The sequence below is a fragment of the Neptuniibacter sp. QD48_55 genome (assembly GCF_047778115.1).
Classification (GTDB): Bacteria; Pseudomonadota; Gammaproteobacteria; order Pseudomonadales; family Balneatricaceae; genus Neptuniibacter.
In genome coordinates this window covers 2,890,414-2,912,937 of record NZ_CP180555.1, presented here as the reverse complement: position 1 = coordinate 2,912,937, position 22,524 = coordinate 2,890,414, and the positions used below count along the sequence as shown (strand labels likewise).

Below are 22,524 nucleotides of genomic sequence, written 5' to 3'. Positions count from 1 at the left end.
GCTTAATGCATTCCACAGAAAAAGCCGTTTCAGTTTGAAGCGGTTTTTTTATGCCTGTTACTTAACCTTTTCCTGCCATTCAAGATCACCGATCTGAACTTTTAGCCATTCAAACCCAATCCGTTTTGCTACCGCAGCAGCACCATCAAGGCTCTTAAACTCCCGTTCCGACTTAGATCGCTGTAGATCTAGCGTGATGATTTCGTCCTGTTTTGTCACAAATTTTAAAGTCCATCCGCGTGCCATAGAGATAGGAATCGCTTGGCAAGAATCAAATACGCCCGCTTTAAAAAGTAACTTCACTTCCTTTTCTTGCATCTTCATTTCCTCATTTATGAAACTTCTTTTATCTATATTGATAAGTCTATATTAAATAAGGATTTATCGCAAATAAATTAAGGTGTTTTTTCTTGTGTAAGTTATTGAAAATAAAGGAAAAAATAAATAAATTTAAATTATTGTCCTAAGTAAAAGTGTTTCTTGTAACTTGTTGATTTATAAGGAATAAAATCAGGAGTGGAAGATGAGATTTTTTACAGGAAGTCGTGATTTTATTGATTGAAATTTATATTTGTAGTGTCAAAAGTTATTTTTGATTGGTTGTTTTATGTTTTATGACGAAATGATTATGCTCTTGATATTTAACTTATTGTTTTTAAAGGGGAAGGTTTAAGAAGGGCAAAAAAAGGGCAGGTACAATGACCTGCCTTATTTTTGGAGCGGACAGAGGATTATGGCTTTCTTATTTGAGCTTCTACTAAGTCTAGAACTGCATTCATATTAGCGACGGCTTCATCGCTGGCTAAGGTTAATGGGGCAAGTTTAAATGTATCCAGAAAATCGATCATAAAAGGTTCTGAATTCATTTTTTTGAGTTGCTCGGCGGTCCAGGCAACTGTTTTATAAGGCATGACGCTTACCTCCTGAACAGTTATCGGTGACTCAAGCTTATGAGTCTTGGCGGAGCCTTATGCATTTTTATTATTCCGGCACTACCGGAGCTCCCTTAATGCTGGGGCTCGCCATTTAAGTTATGGATCAGTTCATAAGCTTTTTCAAACTTAATCATTACAAACGTAAAATTTTTCATCTTCGCTAATGATCATTTCTTGAGCTAAATCAATAACCCCTAATCTCTAAAGGGTTAATCTAGCCACCAGTAACTACGAGCAATACGAAAAATTTTGTGAGGGTGTCGTAATGGTTGATGTATATAGCATGGAAGTTCTGGTTCCTAGTCTGGCAATGATCGCTGGTATGAGTGTCGCAATGGTTTGGGCTTTCATTAAAGTTCGCGGCCTGATGAACGAAGACCAGAAAAAGTAAATTTGATTTAGCTGCTGAGGTTGATGTCACCTTCCTCAAAGTTGTCAGCTTTTATCTTGCTAAAAAAGATCACTTAGGTGGTCTTTTTTAATGCCTGAAATAAATTCAGTTTGTTTCATTTTGTCCGACCTCTCAGTATTACACCTTCGGCTAAACCCCGTTTATTGTCTGGTTATTTTGTGTACACTCTAACTTTACGTTATATGCGCAAAAGATTTATAAGAAGTTAGAGAGATAAAAAACAATAAATAAGAGAAAGGAGCTTCGGCTGTACTTAGGTTTGTTTACTTGAGTTAGCTTCGTAAATTCTCTGGGGCGATCCAAATAAAACTGCTTATGATGATTGATTAAACGGATATCGTCATTGTGGTTAGAAGAAGATGGATTCTGCCTTGATAAGAATAAAAAGGAGATGGATCGTGAATGAGAATAGAGAACCTGGATTTTATAAAGTTCGTTATGGCAAGCGCTGGATCGCTGCGTTTTGGTGCGGTGAACTTTGGGGCTTACCTGATGAAATGAAACCGGGCGAAGAAGGTTGGGAAGCGGTTCTTGATGCAGAACCTGATGAAATAGGTGAATATATACCTATGCCCATGAGCCTTCAGGCCTAATCTAGTTCTGGGAATAACAAATGATAGAAAATGCAGAAGCACGCTTATCCGTGCTTCTGCTTTAATTTGCTCGAAGAACCTATTTTAGAAAAGGAACTCTTTTAGAAAAGAAACTTTCCGCCACTAGCAACAACCACTGTTGCTATACCTAAAGTCAGATTAATCGCGACAATTTTTCTGATCTTATTTAACTGTTCAGCGGCATCTGGCCAACGGTTTTCTTTTACCGCCAGACTCAGTTTTTTATACGGACTGAAATACAGATGTCCAAATATCGCCATCATGGTATAGCCGATCAGCAGCATAATGTGAACATGCATACCAACGCTCTTAAACCCACCATAGATTGCAATCATGCTATGACCACTGATGATCAAAAGCAGAATTGCTGCCCATACCCAAGTAAAAAAACGAGCAAATACTTGCTGCCAGAGTGCTAACCGAGCAGGCGGTTCAAGTTGTTCGGCTGCAACTGGTCGTAAACAAACATAGGCGAAAAACATACCGCCTACCCAAATAACTGCAGCTAAAATATGGAGGGATAATGCAATAAACATAGGCGTCCTCACTGCGGGAATTACTTCCCTGAATGTTAAATAAGGTTAATGTTTAATCGCTTTCAAAATGACAAACTTCTTATTGTTAGCGATAGTCTCACAATTTTTAAAAATCTTTTTGAGTGCTACATGGTAGCCAAGATGACGGTTGCCGATTACCCATAACTCACCACCAGATCGTAAGACTTTATGAGATTCTCGGAACATCTGTTGAGCAATGAAATCTCCGACCACATTTTGCTGGTGGAAAGGAGGATTGTTTAACACCAAGTCACAACTATTCTTCTGAATACCAGCTAGGCAATCGGTTGCTTGGAAAGTTGCGTTTCGACTGTCGCCGAAGGCTTCTCTGAAATTTGCCTCGGCAGAAGCGACAGCCATAAATGATTCATCCACAAAGTGAACAGCCGCAGATGGATTCTTTTCTGCTGCAATTAAGCCTACAACGCCATTACCGCAGCCAAGATCAATTATATCCTCGAATGTATCTGTATCAGGTAAATGTTGAAGGAAAAAGCGGGTGCCGATATCCAAACTATCTCGGGAAAATACTCCAGCATGGTTGATGATCTTATGCTGCGTGTTCTCCAATATATAATCGGATGGGTAGGGCGATTCTAATTGCGGTCGATTCAGATCGATCTCTGGAAATATCAGTCTTGCTTTCTTCTTTGCCAACGAGGTTGTTGTAGGGCCTAAATACTTTTCGAACAGTTTTAGCGTTGAGGTATGAATAGATTTAACCATCCCGCCGCCGATTACTTTAGTTTCTGCTGCTAACAAAGGACGCAAGCGGATTAGTTGGTCCTCCAACATCGCTAAGCTTTTTGGAATTTTAATCAGCACGAGGTCAAATGTTTCGGCTGGATAATCCAAACTGTTACATAGGGTTATGGCTTTTGCATCAATATCGTTATCCGCAGCATTGTTTTTTATACCGGCATGAGCCAACCACGAATCGCTGACCACTGTTGGCGCTTGGTCATTTAATGCGATTGATAAACCGCCAAATTGATCGTTAATGATCAAGATGCGTTTTGGGTTTGCAAGGATCTCTTCCTGATCAATCTGATTTAACAGGTACTCATCAGCAGCGTCCCACGCACGTAGTTGTTCATTTCTACGACGAGGATAACGAGAAAGAGAGAATTGACCGAAAGGTGTTTCGAAGATATTCATACGGGCCCAAAACTGATTCGAAAATTACAGGCCGCAGTTTATCACAAGGGGTGATTTAGAACGTAGCGTCGCAAGGGAACTTGGAAAAGAAAGAAACCCAGGTAAATGTACCTGGGTTTAATAACCTTAAGCGTGTTTTACTTAGTGAAAGCTAGGTTAAAGCTAACCGGTACTGCGAAAGAGATAGATGGTAATTTTGCGATCTCTTTAAGTGCAGTTACCCCAGTATCTAGAGCAAAATCCGCAGCGTTAATTGTGATGGGTTGAGCTGTGCTAACCAATACTTTGTTGTCAGCTAGCTTAACGACATTCACTTGAGCGGTAATCTCTTTTTCAACACCGTGAAGGCTTAATGTGCCAGTGATAGTCTGCGGCTGGATGGAACCAACGGCTTGTTTCTCAATTTGGTTTACATCTACTTGAGCCGTAAAGTTGGCCTGAGCAAATTTGCCAGTTTCGAACAGCATGTTTTGCATACGCTCGTCACGGATCTCGATACCTGTAGTTACAGATGCAAGGTCAAGATTTAGCGTTGCTTTGCCGGCAGCATCGATGCCGCCGCTAAACTGTTTAAAACTGTGGTTTTCTAGCACTTTAGCTTTCTTGATGGATGAGAAACTGAAGTCAGAATCTTGTTGGCTTAGCGTCCAGTCTGCTGAAACAACGGTGCTGAAAAGAGCAAGTGATGCGATGGCTACTAATTTTTTCATGGGTAAATATCCTTATTTTTTTGTAGTGATGGGTTTGGATTTTAAACAGTCGTTTACTTTTGTCTAGAGCTGAGTTGTTGAGGATCAAAGAAATACATTTATCCCTTTGATATTAAATGATTAAAGTTTTCGTTTTAGGTTAACTTTTAAGGCTGATAGAAATTAAATTGTATATACCTAAGATATTCTTAAGATGTACGTTGGGGTAAGGGGATAATTGCTGTATTCTTGCAGTCAGTTGACGATTTAGAGTTGAAAAATGATGAAGTCTAAAAAGAAATCTAAGGCTAAAAAGAAAAACAGCCAACTAGTTATTCGCATTAACGATGTCGAGCGCGATGATTTTGTTGCGTTGTGTGAAGAGCTAGATACGAGTGCTGCACGTGAAGTTCGTCGTTTTATTCGCGGGTTCCTCGCCGAGCATGAACAGACAGAAGAGGAATAATCCTTTTTCTACAGATTGTTCTTTCTTCCCCAAAAAAGCGTTTAATATTTCTTATTGATTGCTTGCCGTTACCTCACGCTTAATTTAGTTAAGCCATTTCAGTTCTTCCCGATCAGTATTAATATGAATACCTCCTCCCAACTTTACTAAAGGAGATTGTGATGTTTGGGTTTGAAATTACCGCTGCGGTAGTGGTTGTTCTCGCATTAATTTTTATTTTTTCTGGGGTCAAGATGGTTCCTCAGGGGTATAACTGGACAACAGAACGTTTTGGACGTTTTACCAAAACTCTTACACCAGGTTTGAATCTGATTATTCCTTTTGTTGATCAGATTGGCGCTAAGCAAAACATGATGGAGCAAGTACTGGATGTACCGCCTCAAGAAGTGATCAGTTCTGACAACGCGCAAGTAACTACCGATGCTGTTTGTTTCTATCAGGTGTTGGATGCATCTAAAGCGAGTTACGAAGTTAACGATCTTTATCGCGCGATGCAGAATTTGGTAATGACTAATATCCGTGCGGTTCTAGGTTCGATGGAACTAGATGAGATGTTATCCAATCGCGACAACATCAATAGCCAATTGTTGAGCAAAGTTGATGAAGCTACAGATCCATGGGGCGTTAAAGTTACCCGTGTTGAAATTCGCGATATATCACCTCCGGCTGATCTTGTTGAAGCGATGGCAAACCAGATGAAAGCTGAGCGTGAAAAGCGTGCTGCGATTTTAACGGCTGAAGGTGAAAGAGAAGCTGCGATTAAAGTTGCCGAAGGTGAAAAGCAAGCAGCTATTTTAACAGCAGAAGGTGAAAAAGAAGCGGCATTCCGAGAAGCGGAGGCTCGAGAGCGTTTGGCAATGGCAGAAGCGCGTGCAACCAAAGTGGTTTCGGAGGCAATATCACAAGGTAATCCACAAGCTCTGAACTATTTTGTCGCTCAAAAATATACTGAAGCTCTGCAAAATATTGGCGCAGGCGAAAATGCTAAAGTCGTGATGATGCCTCTAGAAGCAAGCAGTGTTATTGGCTCCGTTGCTGGTATCAGCGAGCTGTTAAAAGAAACTAAGATAGGTTCTTAAATGTTAGAACTACTCGAATCAATTACTTTCTGGCATTGGATTATTCTGGCGTTGGTGCTTTTAGGCGGTGAAGCCCTAGGCGCTGCCGGATTTATGATCGGTGTCTCTTTATCAGCTTTTGCCGTTGCTGCCTTAATGGCGATTGGTGTTCTAAATGATTGGCAGCATCAATTCCTATTATTTGCGCTCTTCTCCGTTATTGCTTCAGTTATTTTCTGGAAGTTTTTCCGATGCCAAAACAATGATGATGAAGCAGGTATGATTAATGATCGAGCGGCTCAATTGATTGGACGAAAACTGACCTTGGCAGATGACGTTGAAAATGGCTTAGGCCGTATTCAGATCGGAGATACTTTTTGGAAGGTTACTGCTGAAGATGATTTGGAAGCGGGAACTAAAGTAGAGGTGTATGCCAGCGAAGGCATGACGCTTTTGATCCGTAAACTGTAATTGATATCTAGCGGGACCAGCTAAGCTGGTCCCGTTTACTTATGACAGCACTAAAATATATCAATCATTACCCCGAGTCTTTAAAGCAACAAGCTTTAGCCATGTTGCAAGATGAAACGCTGGGGCCTCTTCTACAGAAAAGATATCCAGATTCCCATTCGATTCAAAGCAATAAAGCGCTGTACGAATATACGATGGATCTGAAAAATCGCTATATGCGAAAATCAGCACCTGTCAGCAAAGTGCAATACAGCGATAAAGTTGCGGCGATGAATGCTTTAGGTACGCATAGCCGCGTATCTCGTATCCAAGGGAATAAACTTAAATCTAAAAAAGAGATCCTGATCGATACGCGATTCAAACAATTACCTGAAGCCTTTTTGCGGATGATTGTTGTCCACGAATTAGCACATCTGAAAGAGTTAGATCATAACAAAGCGTTCTATCAGTTATGTCAGCATATGGAAGCTGATTATCACCAATTAGAGTTAGACCTTAGGCTCTATCTTACTTGGCAAGAATATTCATAGTGATGCTTTATAGTGTGTCGCTGACTAGTTTTTTGAGTCTAGTAGTATGTCTTTATAGTTAACGGTCGGATTCAAATAAGGACTATTGATCATATCTCTAAATGATTTTTGGCGTATATAACTTGAGTAATAGCTACCATCTCTCAGTGGTTAGCTCTCAATAACCTTTCTCTTGATAGGCCTTCTAAACCTTACTTTGGGTAGCTTTTTATACTTTGGCACTGAAATTATTTTAGATCATAAAATTCAGATGCTTTCCGCTTTCACTCTCGGTAATATGGCGCCTTCAAACGGGGTAGGGCGTTATGATGGACGAAAATTTGTGGATTTATATTGCGAGTGGGGTAGCTGTTTTTATGCTGCTTTTAGTCGTGATTATTCGCGCCAAAAAATCTAAAGCGCCAGATACCTCTCTTTCACATACAGAGCGTATGTTTACATCGGTTTTAGAAAAAGCTGTCGGTGGACAATACCAAGTTCACTGTAAAGTTCCTATGCCTGAAGTGTTAGAAGCATTGCCTGAAAAATCGGATCGGGCAAAACGAAAAGCATTGAAAAAGATTCGCCATCGTCAGTTTGATTACATTGTTTCAGATCCCGCGAACAACCGTGTAGTGTGCGCTGTCGAGTTGGATGACCATGCTTACGATAAGAAGCAGTTTAAGAAACAAGATCTTTTCTTAGAAGAGATCTGTCATGATGTTAATCTCCCTCTTCTTCGAGTTGCGCCTCAAAATGGTTATAACTTAGTTGAAATCATTGAACGGTTTGAAAGAACCATTGCACCTGTTGACTATGCTAAAAATCAACAAGGGCGATTAAATCTTCGTATGGTTGATGCACTAAATACTCTCTGATCTGCAGATGGTGTGTTTCATCATCGCTGCCTAGTTATCAATCCCTCTCATTTTCTCTTGGTTTTCTTGAATTTTGCTAACTGGCAGTCTCTCCATTGCTTACTAAACTTAAAAGAAGCGTCGGGACTTATAGTGTTCGTACTTTAAGCAAAAGAAGCTTGCTCCTGTGTAGTCAGTTTGGTGGCACGGATTTTTAGCCAACTGTAGTTGCACTGCCTGATATCTGTTTATCACTTGATAATGACAAGGTGGAGTGGTTATGAAAACGCCATTAAAACTTCTCTGTGTGGCTATGGGGTGCTCTTTAGCAGCCAGTTTTGCTGTAGCAGGGATTGAGTTTCGACCAGGAGAGGTCGTTGTGAAAGGTGAGGTTTCTGCATCTGAAGGGTATGAAGTTCTTAAGTACCTTCCCAATGCAGATTTAACCATTCTTAAAGTGTCCCCCGGCAAAGAATTAGCACAAACCTTAGCGTTAAGAAGCAAAGGGCGTAAAGCCAGCCGAAACTATATTGCTCGAAAGTTCGCGCCTAATGATCCTTTGTATGGCTACCAATGGCACTTTGGCGCTGTTCAGGCTGAACAAGCGTGGGCACTTTATGATGGTGCTGGTGTGAATGTTGCCGTTTTAGATACCGGCTTACAGTCAGGTGGCCCAGACGGAATAGATTGTGTTTTACCTGGGTATAATGCGATTGATGGTAGTTCCAATGTGGCAGATGGCGACGGGCACGGAACCCATGTTAGCGGCACGGTTGCTCAGAGTACAAATAACGGGGTTGGTGTAGCAGGGTTAGCTCATGGAGCCTGTATCCTTCCGGTAAAAGTCTTGGATGACAACGGTTCCGGGACGGATGCAGATATTGCTGAGGGTATAACTTGGGCTATCAATAACGGCGCTCAAGTTATTAATATGAGTCTTGGCTATCCTGCAGGGTATGCACTGGAGCAATTTGTTAATTATCCATCTTATTCAACCCTGACTAATTCCGATACCCGTGTGACGATAGTAGTAGCATCTGGCAATGACAGTTCTACAGACGGGATAAGTTACCCTGCTAGTCACCCAGAAACTTTAGCTGTTGGAGCGACGGATGTTGATGGTATTGCTCCCTACTCAAATCAAGGCCCTAAATTAGATTTAGTCGCTCCGGGTGGTAATACATCTCAAAACCTCCACATTCCAAATGACAGTTATGGTGATGGAGTTGTTCAAGAAACCTATCTATCTCAAGGGCAGGGAACTTGGGGATATTATCTATTTCAAGGTACATCAATGGCAGCCCCCCATGCCGCGGCGGCTGCAGCTATCCTTTTATCGAAGGATGGGAACTTGGATCGCTATCAGGTTCAGGCTGCGCTTGAAGCAAGTGCAGTGGATTTAGGTGACTCAGGTTGGGATAGTGTTTTTGGCCATGGTCTTATCCAAGTTTATGACGCATTAGGCGCTATTGACGCTGGAGATAATGAACCGATTGATGATGAGCCGACAGAAACAAAACCTGGTTCCCCTGAGAATTTCTCAGCAAACTTCGATTCCAATGCAAATGCTGTACAGCTAACATGGAGTGCTCCTTCTGTTGGAACGGTAACCAGTTATTCAATAGAGCGTAGTAAGCAAAATCGACGCGGTAAACTGGGTGGTTTCAACTCAGTAGCAACTCCTGCTGGGGCTGATACTTCATATACAGATTCTGGTTTAGATAGCGGCACTTACGTATACAGGATTCTTGCTAGAAACAGTGCTGGCGTATCAGCTTGGGTACTCAGTAATTCCGTGGAGGTCACTTCTTCAGATGGAGGTTCTGATGGTGGTGATGGCGAGTGTAAAGGCGGCTGGAAAAAATGCGGTAGATGATAATTATCTATTTCATAAAAAATAAAAAAGCCTGCATTAGCAGGCTTTTTTATTTTTTATGAGTTGGTAATCAGTTACTGCAACCTCCTGGTAATTGATCGCATACTTCATCATAAGGATAGAATCTAACTTGGATATTGTATGAGCCTTTATTGTCTATTCCCCAGATATACTCTACGAAATCCGCAATATTAAATATCCATTCATTTTCCCAACTTTTACAGGTGCCAACAGTAGGGGCATCGACTACGAGTTTGTTAGGGTCGCTCCACTGTTCAAAGTAACCGATCGCGGGAACGGCTCCGCTGGCTATATCTGCTTCTATCATCGCCGTACATGCATCGAATTGATCAGAGTTTGTGAGAAGGCCATAGATATTATTAGCTTCGTCATAGCAATAAGCGTTAATTGCGCAGCCTTGAACTGTGGTTGTCCCAGATAACATGACTGTTGAGAATATATTGGCTGTAACGTCAGCCCAATCGTCTTCACCATTATCACCTACATCGACAGTAGTTATGCCGTCGCCGTTGTCATCTGGGTCGTCCCAGAACCAACTCTCTATAGGAAGCCAGTAGTCGGTTGAGCCATCGTTATTAGAATCAACGGGGGTCCCTTCTTCATCAACTCCTATAATAAAGTCGTCATCTGCTGGTGTGATTTGCCCGCAAAAATATCTTTGGTCACCGGGAGAGATGTAACAGATTGAACCTGTAAAAGTGAAAGCACTACTGATATCTTGGGCTGGTTTTACGCCTTTACCTCCGGGGCCTTTAGTTTTAGTACCGTCTTGTTCACGTTCTAGATTAAAGTTATTCCATACCCCGTCTTTGGTGACGAAGCCTAAAGCAAGTAGCTCATTGCCTTGATCGTCGTTGATAAAGCCAAAGTTGTTTGTAAACATTGTGCCGGTTACGCATTCACCAGCTTCATTAACATTGTTACAAGGTTTCCCAGTCACGCGCGCAAACACAGCATAGCCAGAATCGTAAGGCGGAAGACTTACAACTGCACCATCAGCTCCATCACTATCTGGAAATGACTCGGTACACCAATCTGTGACTTGCAGATCAGGGATTCCATCACCATCTAAGTCTTTGAGGGGAAGTGATTTGTTTTTACCTCCTTTTGTACTGCCTGATTGAATCGCAACACTGGTATCAGCATTGGTGTTTTCATCGTAGCGGGGAATAAAAACTACATTTTGAGATGAGTCTTCATGGCAAAAAAATTGCGCATTGGAATCATCAGTTACCTGAATACACTCTTCTGTATTGGGATCACAAGGAATAATGCCGTCATCGTCTGTTTGGCAGCGATAGTCAGCTTCACTCGGACAGTTGAATACACCCGGTGCCTGAGTTTTTTTACCGAGAAGGTTTAAATTGAAATGAAAACCTGCGGGAAAGCCATTACCTTTTAAGTTTTTTCCAGAATGTACGTCTGTAGATAGACCTAGCAACAAAATTGAAACTAAACCGCAAAGGATAAGCGCTCCGAGGGATTTTACTTGAGTGGGATACATAAATTATGCCCCCGAATAAGATATGAAAATCCTCCTTACCAAATTTCTGCTATATCCGTCTAACTACGTTTAACTGTAGCCGTGAATAAAAAAGTGAATTGGATTTTTTTGCACTCAAAACTCAATTCTGAATATTTATATTCAGGATGAATAATGTAATGGGGTATATATTAATAATGGCTTAGATCATAAAGCTCTTCAGGCGCGCAGCTAATTTCACCGTGTTGTTTATTCTTCATTAAATTCTGGAACTGCTGGCGTTTCAGGTGGATTAAGCTTTGATGATCGCCTGCTTCGATGTAGATATCATCAGCCTCAGTTAAACGGTCATCCCAAACTACATCGAGTCCATAGGCTTGGCCGATAGCAGGGATTGCACCTTCTTCGCAATCTCCAAAAATACGCTTTATTTCTGCTTCTTTGGCTAATCTTGCGGGTGAGCCAGTAATGGCCGCTAATTGAGGTAACATCACCTTATTCATTGCAGGAACTGCAGCAAGGGTGAACTTGTTTTTCTGATGAATGACAACCGCTTTGGCCATCTGCGTTACGGGAATTGAAGCCCTATGTGCACTATCGAGAGAAGTAAAAGAGTAGTCGTGTTTGATTGTGTCATAACTGCAGCCCTTATTTTTTAGAAAGCTACAAAGTGTGGCTGATACGGACATGATTATTCCTCCCATAAGAGACGTCGCTGTATAAGTTTAGTAGCCGATTAAGGGAACGCTATAGGAAATTGCATTTTTGAACGTGCTGAAATAAACTCCATTCGTAAATGTAATTGATTACCATTTAATCGGATAGTAACTATGGCTGACGGTTTTGCTTCAACGGCGAAGATTTTAATTATTGAAGATGATCGTACGTTGAATAATCAGATCACCTCGTTCTTGGAAGAACAGGGTTACGAAACAGATCAACGTTTTGAAGGACGTCAGGGGTTGGTCTCCGCATTAAGTAAAACCTATGACCTCATCTTGTTGGATGTTCTTTTGCCGGGATTAGATGGTTTTTCATTGCTTAGTAAATTGAGACAAAAGCGCGAAACCCCGGTGATGATGCTGACTGCATGTGGCGCGGAAGAGGAGCGCATTACAGGTTATAGCAATGGTGCGGATGATTACTTAGCTAAGCCTTTCAATATTACTGAGCTCTTATTACGTGTCGAAGCCATTCTGCGTCGTACGCGATATTTGGTAGAAAGTCAGATCGAGCAGGATGTTATTAAAACCCCTTTCTTCCATTTAGACCGGAAACAGAATCGTGTTCATCGTGATTATCTAGAGGTTGTCCTCACACCTATCGAATTTAAAGTGTTATGGGCATTAGTAAAACAAAGTGGTGAAGTGCTTAGTAAACCACACCTTTATCAGTCTGTTCTTAACAAAGAGTACAGCCGATACGACCGTAGTTTAGATATGCACGTGAGTCGAATAAGGCGCAAACTTTCGCAACGAAGTATTGATGTTTCAGCTTTAGAAACGGTGCATGGTGAAGGGTACTGCTTTAAATGAAACGGCGCTTATTTTGGAAGCTTTTCGCCATTCTAGTGGCAGGTACCGTTGCTTTGTATGGTGCTATTGATTGGCTTGCGAATCATACCGAACAACGTATGAGCCTAATTGCCGAAAAGCACCAGTTAGAGATGAAGTCTTGGGCAGCTGAAGCCGAGGAAATCTATAAAGCAGGTGACATGCAGTTACTTGATCAATGGATCGAGGATCTGGAAAAACGAGAGGATACTTGGATTGCGATTGCAGGATCTGATTTGACCTTGCTAGCCGGTAACTACATGGATGACTATTACTCTGGCAGTTTGCGGCTTGGCCGAAATGTCGAATATATGATCCATCTTTACTATGCCTATAACCCCGTTATGGAACTGCCTTTTGTTGACGGTCATACCCATTTTTTGATCCGTTTGCCGCAACGTATGAGGCCGGGTGGATTTTTAAAACCAGCACAACTGTTGTTACAGATCGCACTGCCTTTTGTGGTTTTAGCGTTAGTTTGCTTGATGCTTTACCGACACTTGGTAACACCTATTCAGAAATTGGAAAAAGCAACTCGGCAGTTCAATGAGGGTAATTATGATGCTCGTGTCAGTCAATCACTGGGAGCACGTAATGATGAGTTAGCTTCGTTAGCCAGAACTTTCGATACCATGGCGGAACATACGGGCGGGTTGATCGTTACTCAACGACAGCTAATTGCCGACCTTTCCCATGAGCTGCGTACACCCATTACACGTATCGAAATGGCGCTTAGCAGTATCAGTGAAAAGAACTGCCCCGAGAATATTGAACGTATTCAGCGTGAAGTCGCGCAAATGCGTGAAATGACCGAAGATGCTTTGACGCTTGCGTGGATGGATACCGAGAAGCCTCAGATCAAAGGTGAATATCTTGATCTGGTGGACCTGCTAGATAGCATTATCGATGACGCCCGTTTCGAATATCCTGATCGTAAGCTCGTTAGTTGTATGCCTGAGAGCGCGCCACTTGATTCCTCTAGTCACCGAATTCTTGGGCAGTCGATAGAGAATGTTATTCGCAATGCTCTACGGTATACACCTCAGGGTGGAGAGGTCAGTATTCAACTGAGTATTCAGGATGATGAGTACTTACTTACAATCTGTGATCAGGGGCCGGGTGTGCCTGAAGAATCGCTGGACAAAATCTTTCAGCCATTTTATCGAGTTGAAAAATCACGAGGTGCCGACTCGGGTGGATTTGGGCTTGGGTTGGCATTAGCTAAAAGGCAGGTAGAAGCGGTGTCAGGCTCAATTAAAGCATCAAATTTGGCCAGTGGTGGTTTACAGATAAGAATAATATTACCGGTATAAGGGGGGGAGTTGGATAAGATATATTCAACTCGCTTTGTGTCTTCTTAAGCTGACTGTTGAGGTAATCAGCATGGGATAATATTAGTTATCGCTGATCTGTCTGTACCTTCATAAAATCTGATCTTACTTCCTTTCTACCCCTACAGATAACCTAGGGTTCCAATTGTTAAGCCCTTTATCTAGTGGCTAAAAAACTCGCTTTGTTTGAGATATTTCCCCCTAACAAAACCATCAGTGCGTAACAAATGTAAACGTTGTGACAATTATTCAGTAGTTATTGATAATAGATCGTAATTGTAAATGGTTATTATTTGTTGTGATTGTGACGCGCAAAATTTTGGCTATGTTCACTCCCAGCTTTAGTTTGATAAGTTTAATGTAGGTAGGAATTACATGATTTCACAGAAAAACAAAAGACGAGCTTCATTGTCTTTACTGATTGGTTATGCGGTATCCAGCCAAATTGCTGCTGCTCAAGAAGACTCCGAGAAAAGCTATGAGCGCTTGGACAAAATTAAAGTAGAGGGTGTGGCGTCGGACGTTGGTGAAACTCGTATTGGCCTGGAAGAACTACAGCGCCTAAATCCGAACGACCTTCAAGATGTGTTTAGAAATACACCAAGTGTTGAAGTGGGAAGCTCAATAGCTGCGTCACAAAAGGTATACGTCAACGGTGTTGAAGAAACAAACTTAGCTGTAACCATTGATGGTGCCCGTCAAAATAACAAATTATTTCACCATTCAGCTACGAACATCATCGATCCTGAACTGTTAAAAGCTGTGAGCGTTGATGCCGGTGTTGCGCCTGCTGATGCTGGCCCTGGAGCGTTGGGTGGCTCACTGGTTTATGAGACCAAAGATGTTTCCGACTTATTGGAAGATAGTGACAATTTCGGTGGTTCTGTCGGCCTTGAGTACAACACTAACGGTGATACATTCGATAGAAATATCTCGTTATTTGGTCGCTCGGGTGGTTTTGAAATACTCGGTTACGTAAAGAGCGCATCTGGTGACGATTTTGAAGACGGTAATGGTGATGATGTCATAGGCTCTGAAACAGCGATGAAATCAGGCTTATTTAAAGTCGGTTATCTGCATGAAAGTGGTTACCGTACAAAGCTATCCTACGAAAAAGTAGAAGATGATGGGCATCGCCCAGAAAGAGCCAATTTCAATCGAGGCTTCTTGTCGGAGAACAACGAACTAAAGCGTGAAACGCTTGTATTTGCGATTAAAAACGAAGCACCTAAAGGTTTGATTAACCCTTATGTAAAAATTGCTCACTCAGAAACTGAATTGATCTGGGTTAATAGCAGCTATCCAACTTCAGGTGAGTATGAAAGTATAAATGGCGTTTTGGCCAATGAATTTGTACTGGAAGATGGCACTGTCGATGCTGGTGTAGATTTTTACAACGATACAACTAAGGGGATTTTCCCGACTTTTAGCGAATTCCCAGAAGAAAAAGCAAAGAATATAGGTGCGTTTGCGCAAGCTCGACTATCGCTCAGTGATCGGGCTCGAATCTCCTTCGGTGCTCGTTACGATGATCATGAACTTGAAGGTGTAGATGGCTCTAAGCATGATAACAGTGGCTTATCCAGCAACATTTCTGCTGAATATGATCTAACAGAATTTGTAACTGCGAGCGCTGGATATTCACATGTATTCGGTGGTGTGCAAATTACCGAGCCTTATATAGCAAATGCGGCTTGGGATTATTCAGCAGGTCTAAAGGAGTCAAAAGCCGATAACGGGTTTATTGGTATGGAATTGAATGCTGAAGGTTTAAGCCCATCACTCGCTGGTTTAACTATAGGCGCGAAAATCTTTAAAACGGATATCAGTGATATCCGAGATGAAGAATATGGCGGTGGCCCAGATAGTTACAGTGATGTTGAGTCTGATGGATTCGAGATTAATACTCGATATGAGTGGCAGTCTGGCTTTGTGAGACTGAGTTATATTGATGTTGATACTAAAATTAATGGAATTGAGGGCTCTACAAACGCTTATTATATCGGAACTCCACTTGGCAAATCTTTAAAAGCTGATTTTGTACAGTCAATTGATAGTGCCAATATCAACTTTGGTGCAGACGTGCAGCACTACTTCTCAATGGATGGGCATGATGGCACATCTCCTGTGGAGGGGGCTTTTCCTAGCTATACAGTAGCTAATTCATTTGTTGCTTACACTCCGCAAGCATTGAACAACCTGACGCTACGTCTATCTGTTAATAACCTGTTCGATGAAACTTATGCTGATCGTTCAACCTATGGACATGAGTTTGGAACAGATACTACTTTGAATGAGCCAGGTCGCTCGGTTGTGTTGGGTGCCAAGTTTAAATTCTGATGATCATATATCAGTGCAGGCTTGATCTTGTAGGAGGCCTGCCGAAAACTTTTTACGCTTCTAGGACTTATGTCCATCCCTTCTAAGGAAACGTAATCAGACCCCGCCAGCTGAGCTGGTGGGGTTTTTTATTACTTTCCTAAAGCTAACCACAAACCAACCAAAATCATTAGGCTTCCGGCGATTCGATTCATAAGGCGAACGTTGTTGCGTTCCATTAAAAGGTGCTTGAGTAGTTTACCGCCGCTGGCGTAGATAAGCAGGCAAATGAATTCAAGTAAAAGAATCAAAGCAACTAGTATGGCTAATTGCGGCGCCATAGGTAGATCGGCATCAATGAAGGGAGGCAAAAGGGTGACAAAAAATGCCCAGCCCTTTGGATTCGCAACGGCAGTAAGAAAACCATTTGTTGCTAGCTGTAATCCTGAAACTTCTTGTTTTTGTTCACCAGGTTCGGTAATGACTAGCTTGCCTCTAGAGCAAAACATCTCATAACCTAGCCAACAAAGGTAAGCGCCACCGCCCCACTTTAGAATAGTGAACACTTCTGGGTAGTTCAGCATTATTGCCGCGACACCTAAAGCTGCGGACGCGGCCACCAAACCAACTCCAATTAACTCTCCCCACATCATATGCAAGCTACGTTTGACGCCAATAGAGATACCTAGACTCAATGCCAAGGTCATACACATTCCGGGTGTAATGGAGACAAAAAAGAAGGTAGGAATAAACAGGGATAAAAGAGTGAGTGACATCAGAAAAACAATACCCGTTGTTATGGAAAAATTTAATATAGCTAGGAGTTTATGCTGTGCAAAATCAATTAGTAAGAAAAATAATTTTTATGGTGTAAAAAACAACCAGTTTTTTACACCCCCGTAACAATGGGCTTTGAGAGGGATACGCAGAATTAACTAACAGTCTTATCCACAGCTTGCGTGGATGGATTTTTTTACTGTTAGGGCTTGACTGGCTAATTTTTGTACAGGATTTTTGAGTAAGAAAAAATTTTACAAAAATGTTGATATTACCGATCGATTTGATCCTTATTCTACAAGGTTGAAATATAACCAGTTCTCTGTAAGTCAGTATTCATGGGCTTTATGGAGGATGTCCATAATTAGTTAACAAGCTTATCCACAGTTTATGGGGAGAAACTAGGAAGCGGCTTTATCAACGATAAGCGCTCTATTTTTGGAAGTTTGTTCACAAGTGTATTGGGCGTGTTATGTAAGTACCTACTCTCTTCTTGCCCTTTGTCGCTTAAGGTTATCCAAAGGCTTTAAAGTTAAAAAACGATTGTTCTTTTCTAACAAGTGGCATGCTTAACTTGAGGATTATTTATAGAGGAATTTGGTGCTTATCAAGGGCGTTAAAAAGTGTTACTTTGCGCGGCCTTTTTTCTGAAGATGTAAGATCGAAAGCATGATTGCTGGTTTTGATTACGGTAGTTCAAATTGCGCCATGGGCGTTCTGCAAGCAGATAATAGTGTGCAGTTATTGTCACTTTATCAGCAACAAAAATATGTACCTTCTACTCTATATGCGCTCTCTCGCGAATTAATCTGCGAGGGTGTGGCGCGTCAAATTAGTAATCCTAAAATTCGCGATACTTACCTTAAAGAACGCAGCCTTCAATTGAGACAGGCTTCAGCGTCTCGGTTATCTCTTGGGGTTTTATCCGATGAACAGACACTGTTTATTGGTGAGGAAGCGATAGAACAATATATCGATCTGCCTGAAGAGGGCTATTTTGTTAAATCTCCAAAATCCTTTTTAGGCGCGAGTGGCTTACAAACACAGCATTTGGCATTTTTTGAAGATGTTGTCACAGCCATGATGTTCCAGATAAAGCAGGCGGCTGAAAAATCACTTGGGGATACGATTACCCAAACCGTCATCGGTCGTCCGGTTAACTTCCAAGGAAGTGGTGGCGAAGAGGCTAATCAGCAAGCTTGTCGTATATTGAAATGTGCTGCTGCAAGAGCTGGTTTTGTCGACGTTGAGCTTCTGTATGAGCCTTTAGCAGCCGGAATTGATTTTGAAGCGGGGCTAGAGGAAGACAAAGTCGTTTTAGTTGTCGATGTTGGTGGTGGTACCAGTGACTGTTCTATTGTCAAAATGGGCCCTAGCTATCGCGATAAGCCAGAACGTTCAGCTGACTTCCTTGGCCATAGCGGCGCTAGGGTAGGGGGAAATGACCTTGATATTCACCTAGCTTACTACGGGTTAACGCCAGTTCTAGGCATGGGCGGGAAATTGAAAAATGGGCTACCTATTCCCTCTCAATCCTATTGGAATGCCGTATCTGTAAATGACATACCCTCGCAGGTCGAATTTAATAGCTTGGCTTCGGTCGAAATGATGGAGCAAATGCAGCGTGATGCAGCGGAGCCTGAAAAAGTGGCGCGCTTAATTCAGCTGCAAGAGCAGAAGCAAAGCTATCAATTAGTGCGCAGTGCTGAGATTGCAAAGATCTCTTTGTCTGATCAGGAACAAGTAATTTCGGATCTAAGCTACCTTGATAAAGAATTGTCGCAGCCAATCAGTCGTGAGGTGTATGAGTCGGCAATAGAACGCCCGGTAGCGAAGATCGTGGATCTGATGAGTGAAGTAATAAAACAAGCGGGCTGCACACCTGAGCTGGTATATGTGACAGGCGGTACGACAAAATCGCCTGCTGTCCGGCAGGCAATTGCATCTTTATTGGGTGATATAGACGTTGTTGATGGCGATCACTTTGGTAGCGTGACAGCTGGGCTTACACGCTGGGCAGAGAAGCTTTACCGCTAAACCAATGCGCTAAAGCATAATGGGTGTGGTTTATTCTGTGGTGTGTGCAATACCCAGTAATAAGCCGCCTTCTTGCCAGAGAGTAACAGCTGTTCCTTGGTTGTTAATAATATTCTGAGTATCAACCTGTTCTAGGGTTAGGCCCTCTGGATATTCTGCTTGGTAGAAAGTGTAGATCTGATTGTTCTCAATGTTGCGCACCTTCAACTGAGCAGCAATTTCACCATTAATTGAACAGTAGCTACCGCCAATCAACTGCCACATATCTTTTCCAAGTTTGCTTGATGAAATCAGTTTAAAGCTTAGCTGGGTTAGCTGTTGTCCAAGTTCATCTATAGAAGATGTGTATATAGAAATTTCGCTTGGCTGTTCATGATGGCCCGCAATTTCATTCACAATACTTGGGCCTGATATAGGCATAGGCATCAAACTGACAACCATAAAAATGCAGGCTAAAGCCAACGTCGGAACCATTAATTGCGGCAGTCTAAACCAAGTTTTGCATTGATCAAACCAGCTAATTTTGGCTTTCGGGGTTTCAACATTTATATCCGCTTGGTTGCTAAGCTCTTCTTGCAGAGACATAAGCAGAGCTAACTTGTCTTCACTTAATGACTGATCTTGGTAGTGCGCTTTAAGAGCTGATTTTAAGTTTTTAGGTGCGGTTGATTTCATTGTATCGCCTCCTTTGGAACCCATTGCTCTTCGGTTAGCTCTAGTTGGACTCGTTTTTTTAATCGGTGCATTTTCGACAGCAGAGTTCCTCTAGGTATGCCCTGAATCTCTGCTATTTCCGCCATGCTGTACTCTTCTATGGCCCATAGATAGAGCAGTTCACTCTCTTCGGCGCTTAATAACTTTAACAATTGTTCTACATCGCGTTGTTGGATATACAGATTTTCTAAAGAATCCGATGATGCCTGATTTATCTTTTCTACGGCTTCAGGTAAATCGGATAAAGAGAGTAGTTTGTTATTCCCGCGACATTGATCGATGAAAGCGTTACGAATGCTGCGTTTTATATAGGCTTCAGGTTCCTCTATGTGAGTGGAATTACTGCGTAGAAATTTTTCTACACATTGCTGCAACAGATCGTATGCCTGATCCTCATTTCGAGTGAGGGATAAAGCATAGCGATAAAGTTGATTGAGCCTATTTTTGTCTAGCATTTATAAATTGTACCGTGGCTGCCCCTGACCTAAGGGCAGCCTATTCAGATAAGTATTGGCTAAGCCATTTGGAACATTAATTATCTGAAGAGTTTCATTCGGTAACGGTTTTTTTAACCTCCGAGTGGATTTTCAACGAATTTTTAAAGCGGATGATTAGATCGTTAAATGCAAAACGTTCACCTCCGCCGAAACGGATCAAAACAATACCGGCAGCAAGGAAAGCAAATTCACGTTTAAAACTATTTAAATTGGCGATTAGGCTCTTATCAAGATTAAGCTTGTAGGCCATATACCAGAGCATTATCGCTACGGTTGCAGCCCCCGCTGCTCTCACCAAGAGTGGTGGTGCAAATAGAATAATTAGACCGGCTAACACCAGTAATGGTTGCCAAGTAGCAAAGGTAGGCACTTTGGCGAAAGCACCGAAGCTACCACTGACTAAAAACATAATGCCAATCGAGAGGCGGAGCAGTAAACCTAGAGCATCCCAACTGATGCTGTAATTATGTTGTCGTTGTAATAGATCGAGACTGTAACGACCTGGACCCAGATTAAAAAGTACAAACATCATGCCGGAAAGTGCGATATCTCTAATCTGCACAAACATGGCTGGGGACGTATATGTTTTCACTGCAATCTCAGTATCAGGCACTGTCATCACGGGGAGTGAGAACACAAAGCTCCAAAGCAGGAAGGCATAAACCAGTGCCAGTGGTCTCACCAGAAAGCCAACAACTAATGCGATTCCAGATACGAGTTCAAAAGCTGAAAGTGAAGTTAAGAACAGAGAAGGTGTTAATAGCTCACCTAAGAAACCAGTAAACAGGTACTGTTGAAAAAGCTCATTGATATAGCCAGTTGATCCCATGTAATTCGCAACAATAGCATCATGCTTAGCGCTGGAAAGTAACTGGCTGAGTTTAGATACGCCGCCAATAATAAAAAGAATGCCGAGACCTAAACGTAAATATAAAGCGGCTTCGTCGTAGTTTTTTTGTCGATTGTGAGTAAGAGTATTGTTCATCTATAAATGCCTTGCAGATAAAAAATGCCCCGCTGAGCATTTCCAAGCTGAGTAACAAAACTGGGGTGCAATCATGTTATTGGCTTTGAAGTGACAGGTGCTCTTGGGGCGTTAAGGTGTAGCTGCCTTTAAAGACGTATCAGTAGGTATTTTGATTGCACGATTTTGAAAATTAATTATGAAAAGGATGCAAAAAAGGGAGGCTTTTCTGAATTAACGTGTTGATTTAAGGGGGAATAACTGAAACCTTAATTCACAAGGTTAAAAAACAAACAAATCACGCCAAGCCTTTATTTATGGGCTTTGTGGCGGTTGTCCAAAATTAATATACACGCTTATCCACAGAAAACTGGGGTAAGTTTTATTTTAAGTAGATTATGTTATTCAACTGCGAATGGAGAGATTAATTTAAGAGCATTCCCTTCAAAATCTTCTTCGCGTAGCTGTTTTAGGACTTGATCAAACTCTTGTTTTCGCAGCGCCCATCGTGAATTTGAAGAGAGTCCGACAAATAGATCGACCCTATTCCCAGGTTTAAACACGGCTTTATCTATTTGCGGGGTTAAGCCTCGTGATGCGAGTTCATAATCGGCTTGGCAATCCGTACCGATAAAACTATCAATTCTGCCTTCTAGTAATAGATTGGGAAGCACAGCTTCTTGGGTCACACTTTTTTTATAGATATCTGTATCCTGATCAAATTCAGTGTAATAAGCGGAGCCTCCGACCATGCCTATGGTCATCGCGTGCATATCTCTATGTTTACTTATGCGGCGAGATTTACCATGAGGTAGATAGAGTTGGGTGCTGCAGCTGTAGTAGTGAGGATTAGCGTAGGTTATGTATTCAGCTCTTTCTTCGCGCCATGCTAAACCGCTCATAGCATCGATCTGACCATTCTTCATCATCCGCAGACAGCGTTTCCATGGGCAGCGTAAGTAGTGGACCTTAAAACCGATTCGCTTAGAGAGTTTCTTCCACAATTCGTGGTCGATACCAGTCACGGTTTCAGGCGTCACAAAGCGGAACGGAGGCCAAGAATCAGCGCCAACAACTAATGTCTCGACCTCAGCTTTTGCGGTATTAAAGCAAAGTAGAGCCGTAAGCATCATTGTGTGAATTAAGGGGTGTTGTAACAACAGAGTAACCTCAGAATGGCAGCGGCAAATCACTTTCATCTCTTCACTATAGTCAAAAAATATTGG

At 42.0% G+C, this 22,524-nt stretch carries 24 protein-coding genes; 12 read left to right on the top strand and 12 right to left on the bottom strand.

Annotated features, from left to right (window positions below):
• Nucleotides 1-57: 57 nt before the first annotated feature.
• Together ACMXYW_RS13560 and ACMXYW_RS13555 are read right to left on the bottom strand one after the other, a co-directional pair.
• Complete coding sequence (locus ACMXYW_RS13560; protein WP_415882326.1) at nt 58-318, bottom strand: hypothetical protein; 261 nt, start codon at nt 316-318, stop codon at nt 58-60.
• 413 nt (nt 319-731) lie between these two features.
• Nucleotides 732-911, bottom strand: a complete 180-nt coding sequence (locus ACMXYW_RS13555; RefSeq protein ID WP_415882325.1) for a hypothetical protein — start codon at nt 909-911, stop codon at nt 732-734.
• 289 nt (nt 912-1,200) lie between these two features.
• On the opposite strand from ACMXYW_RS13555, the gene ACMXYW_RS13550 reads away from it, so the two are divergent.
• Together ACMXYW_RS13550 and ACMXYW_RS13545 are read left to right on the top strand one after the other, a co-directional pair.
• Nucleotides 1,201-1,326, top strand: coding sequence for a hypothetical protein (locus ACMXYW_RS13550; RefSeq protein WP_415899132.1), 126 nt, complete (start codon nt 1,201-1,203; stop codon nt 1,324-1,326).
• 419 nt (nt 1,327-1,745) lie between these two features.
• The gene (locus ACMXYW_RS13545; protein WP_415882323.1) at nt 1,746-1,940 is read left to right on the top strand and encodes a hypothetical protein; all 195 of its coding nucleotides are present in this window, start codon (nt 1,746-1,748) and stop codon (nt 1,938-1,940) included.
• A gap of 101 nt (nt 1,941-2,041) precedes the next feature.
• Here ACMXYW_RS13545 and ACMXYW_RS13540 read toward each other — a convergent pair whose 3' ends face one another.
• From ACMXYW_RS13540 to ACMXYW_RS13530, 3 genes are all read right to left on the bottom strand, one after another.
• Nucleotides 2,042-2,497, bottom strand: a complete 456-nt coding sequence (locus tag ACMXYW_RS13540; protein WP_415904396.1) for a DUF4149 domain-containing protein — start codon at nt 2,495-2,497, stop codon at nt 2,042-2,044.
• Nucleotides 2,498-2,542: 45 nt separating this feature from the next.
• Entirely contained in the window at nt 2,543-3,676 is a 1,134-nt protein-coding gene (locus tag ACMXYW_RS13535) for a methyltransferase (RefSeq protein WP_415904395.1), read from the bottom strand.
• Between the two features lie 137 nt (nt 3,677-3,813).
• Nucleotides 3,814-4,386: a YceI family protein gene (locus tag ACMXYW_RS13530; protein ID WP_415904394.1), complete on the bottom strand. Its 573-nt coding sequence runs from the start codon at nt 4,384-4,386 to the stop codon at nt 3,814-3,816.
• Nucleotides 4,387-4,648: 262 nt separating this feature from the next.
• Here ACMXYW_RS13530 and ACMXYW_RS13525 point away from each other — a divergent pair, with 262 nt between their 5' ends.
• From ACMXYW_RS13525 to ACMXYW_RS13500, 6 genes are all read left to right on the top strand, one after another.
• Nucleotides 4,649-4,831, top strand: coding sequence for a hypothetical protein (locus ACMXYW_RS13525; protein WP_415898259.1), 183 nt, complete (start codon nt 4,649-4,651; stop codon nt 4,829-4,831).
• A gap of 161 nt (nt 4,832-4,992) precedes the next feature.
• Nucleotides 4,993-5,910 (top strand): SPFH domain-containing protein, encoded by a 918-nt coding sequence (locus ACMXYW_RS13520; RefSeq protein WP_415882319.1) that lies wholly within the window; start codon nt 4,993-4,995, stop codon nt 5,908-5,910.
• Complete coding sequence (locus ACMXYW_RS13515; RefSeq protein WP_415904393.1) at nt 5,911-6,360, top strand: NfeD family protein; 450 nt, start codon at nt 5,911-5,913, stop codon at nt 6,358-6,360.
• Between the two features lie 41 nt (nt 6,361-6,401).
• On the top strand, nt 6,402-6,890 hold the full coding sequence (locus tag ACMXYW_RS13510; protein WP_415904392.1) for a YgjP-like metallopeptidase domain-containing protein: 489 nt from the start codon (nt 6,402-6,404) through the stop codon (nt 6,888-6,890).
• 305 nt (nt 6,891-7,195) lie between these two features.
• A complete protein-coding gene (locus tag ACMXYW_RS13505) occupies nt 7,196-7,747 on the top strand; it encodes a DUF2726 domain-containing protein (protein WP_415904391.1) in 552 nt (183 codons plus the stop codon).
• A 259-nt stretch (nt 7,748-8,006) separates the two neighbouring features.
• Nucleotides 8,007-9,602, top strand: coding sequence for a S8 family serine peptidase (locus tag ACMXYW_RS13500; protein WP_415904390.1), 1,596 nt, complete (start codon nt 8,007-8,009; stop codon nt 9,600-9,602).
• Nucleotides 9,603-9,672: 70 nt separating this feature from the next.
• On the opposite strand, the gene ACMXYW_RS13495 is transcribed toward ACMXYW_RS13500, so the two are convergent.
• Both ACMXYW_RS13495 and ACMXYW_RS13490 read right to left on the bottom strand, forming a co-directional pair.
• A complete protein-coding gene (locus ACMXYW_RS13495; protein WP_415904389.1) occupies nt 9,673-11,127 on the bottom strand; it encodes a hypothetical protein in 1,455 nt (484 codons plus the stop codon).
• A gap of 170 nt (nt 11,128-11,297) precedes the next feature.
• A complete protein-coding gene (locus ACMXYW_RS13490) occupies nt 11,298-11,795 on the bottom strand; it encodes an aminoacyl-tRNA deacylase (RefSeq protein WP_415904388.1) in 498 nt (165 codons plus the stop codon).
• Nucleotides 11,796-11,936: 141 nt separating this feature from the next.
• On the opposite strand from ACMXYW_RS13490, the gene ACMXYW_RS13485 reads away from it, so the two are divergent.
• The 3 genes from ACMXYW_RS13485 to ACMXYW_RS13475 all read left to right on the top strand — a co-directional run bounded on the left by ACMXYW_RS13485 (nt 11,937) and on the right by ACMXYW_RS13475 (nt 16,330).
• Nucleotides 11,937-12,641 (top strand): response regulator transcription factor, encoded by a 705-nt coding sequence (locus ACMXYW_RS13485; protein ID WP_415904387.1) that lies wholly within the window; start codon nt 11,937-11,939, stop codon nt 12,639-12,641.
• A complete protein-coding gene (locus tag ACMXYW_RS13480) occupies nt 12,638-13,972 on the top strand; it encodes a histidine kinase sensor domain-containing protein (RefSeq protein ID WP_415904386.1) in 1,335 nt (444 codons plus the stop codon). Before ACMXYW_RS13485 ends, ACMXYW_RS13480 begins: the two co-directional genes overlap by 4 nt.
• Nucleotides 13,973-14,365: 393 nt before the next feature.
• A complete protein-coding gene (locus tag ACMXYW_RS13475; protein WP_415904385.1) occupies nt 14,366-16,330 on the top strand; it encodes a TonB-dependent receptor domain-containing protein in 1,965 nt (654 codons plus the stop codon).
• Nucleotides 16,331-16,461: 131 nt separating this feature from the next.
• Here ACMXYW_RS13475 and ACMXYW_RS13470 read toward each other — a convergent pair whose 3' ends face one another.
• The gene (locus ACMXYW_RS13470; protein WP_415882306.1) at nt 16,462-17,085 is read right to left on the bottom strand and encodes a LysE family translocator; all 624 of its coding nucleotides are present in this window, start codon (nt 17,083-17,085) and stop codon (nt 16,462-16,464) included.
• A 670-nt stretch (nt 17,086-17,755) separates the two neighbouring features.
• Here ACMXYW_RS13470 and yegD point away from each other — a divergent pair.
• A complete protein-coding gene (gene yegD, locus ACMXYW_RS13465; RefSeq protein WP_415904384.1) occupies nt 17,756-19,123 on the top strand; it encodes a molecular chaperone in 1,368 nt (455 codons plus the stop codon).
• A gap of 30 nt (nt 19,124-19,153) precedes the next feature.
• Here yegD and ACMXYW_RS13460 read toward each other — a convergent pair whose 3' ends face one another.
• The 4 genes from ACMXYW_RS13460 to ACMXYW_RS13445 form a co-directional block, all read right to left on the bottom strand.
• Entirely contained in the window at nt 19,154-19,798 is a 645-nt protein-coding gene (locus tag ACMXYW_RS13460; protein ID WP_415904383.1) for a hypothetical protein, read from the bottom strand.
• Nucleotides 19,795-20,292, bottom strand: a complete 498-nt coding sequence (locus ACMXYW_RS13455) for an RNA polymerase sigma factor (RefSeq protein WP_415904382.1) — start codon at nt 20,290-20,292, stop codon at nt 19,795-19,797. Before ACMXYW_RS13455 ends, ACMXYW_RS13460 begins: the two co-directional genes overlap by 4 nt.
• 94 nt (nt 20,293-20,386) lie before the next feature.
• Nucleotides 20,387-21,319, bottom strand: a complete 933-nt coding sequence (locus ACMXYW_RS13450; protein ID WP_415904381.1) for a DoxX family protein — start codon at nt 21,317-21,319, stop codon at nt 20,387-20,389.
• Nucleotides 21,320-21,699: 380 nt separating this feature from the next.
• Complete coding sequence (locus ACMXYW_RS13445) at nt 21,700-22,497, bottom strand: substrate-binding periplasmic protein (RefSeq protein ID WP_415904380.1); 798 nt, start codon at nt 22,495-22,497, stop codon at nt 21,700-21,702.
• Nucleotides 22,498-22,524 lie beyond the last annotated feature (27 nt).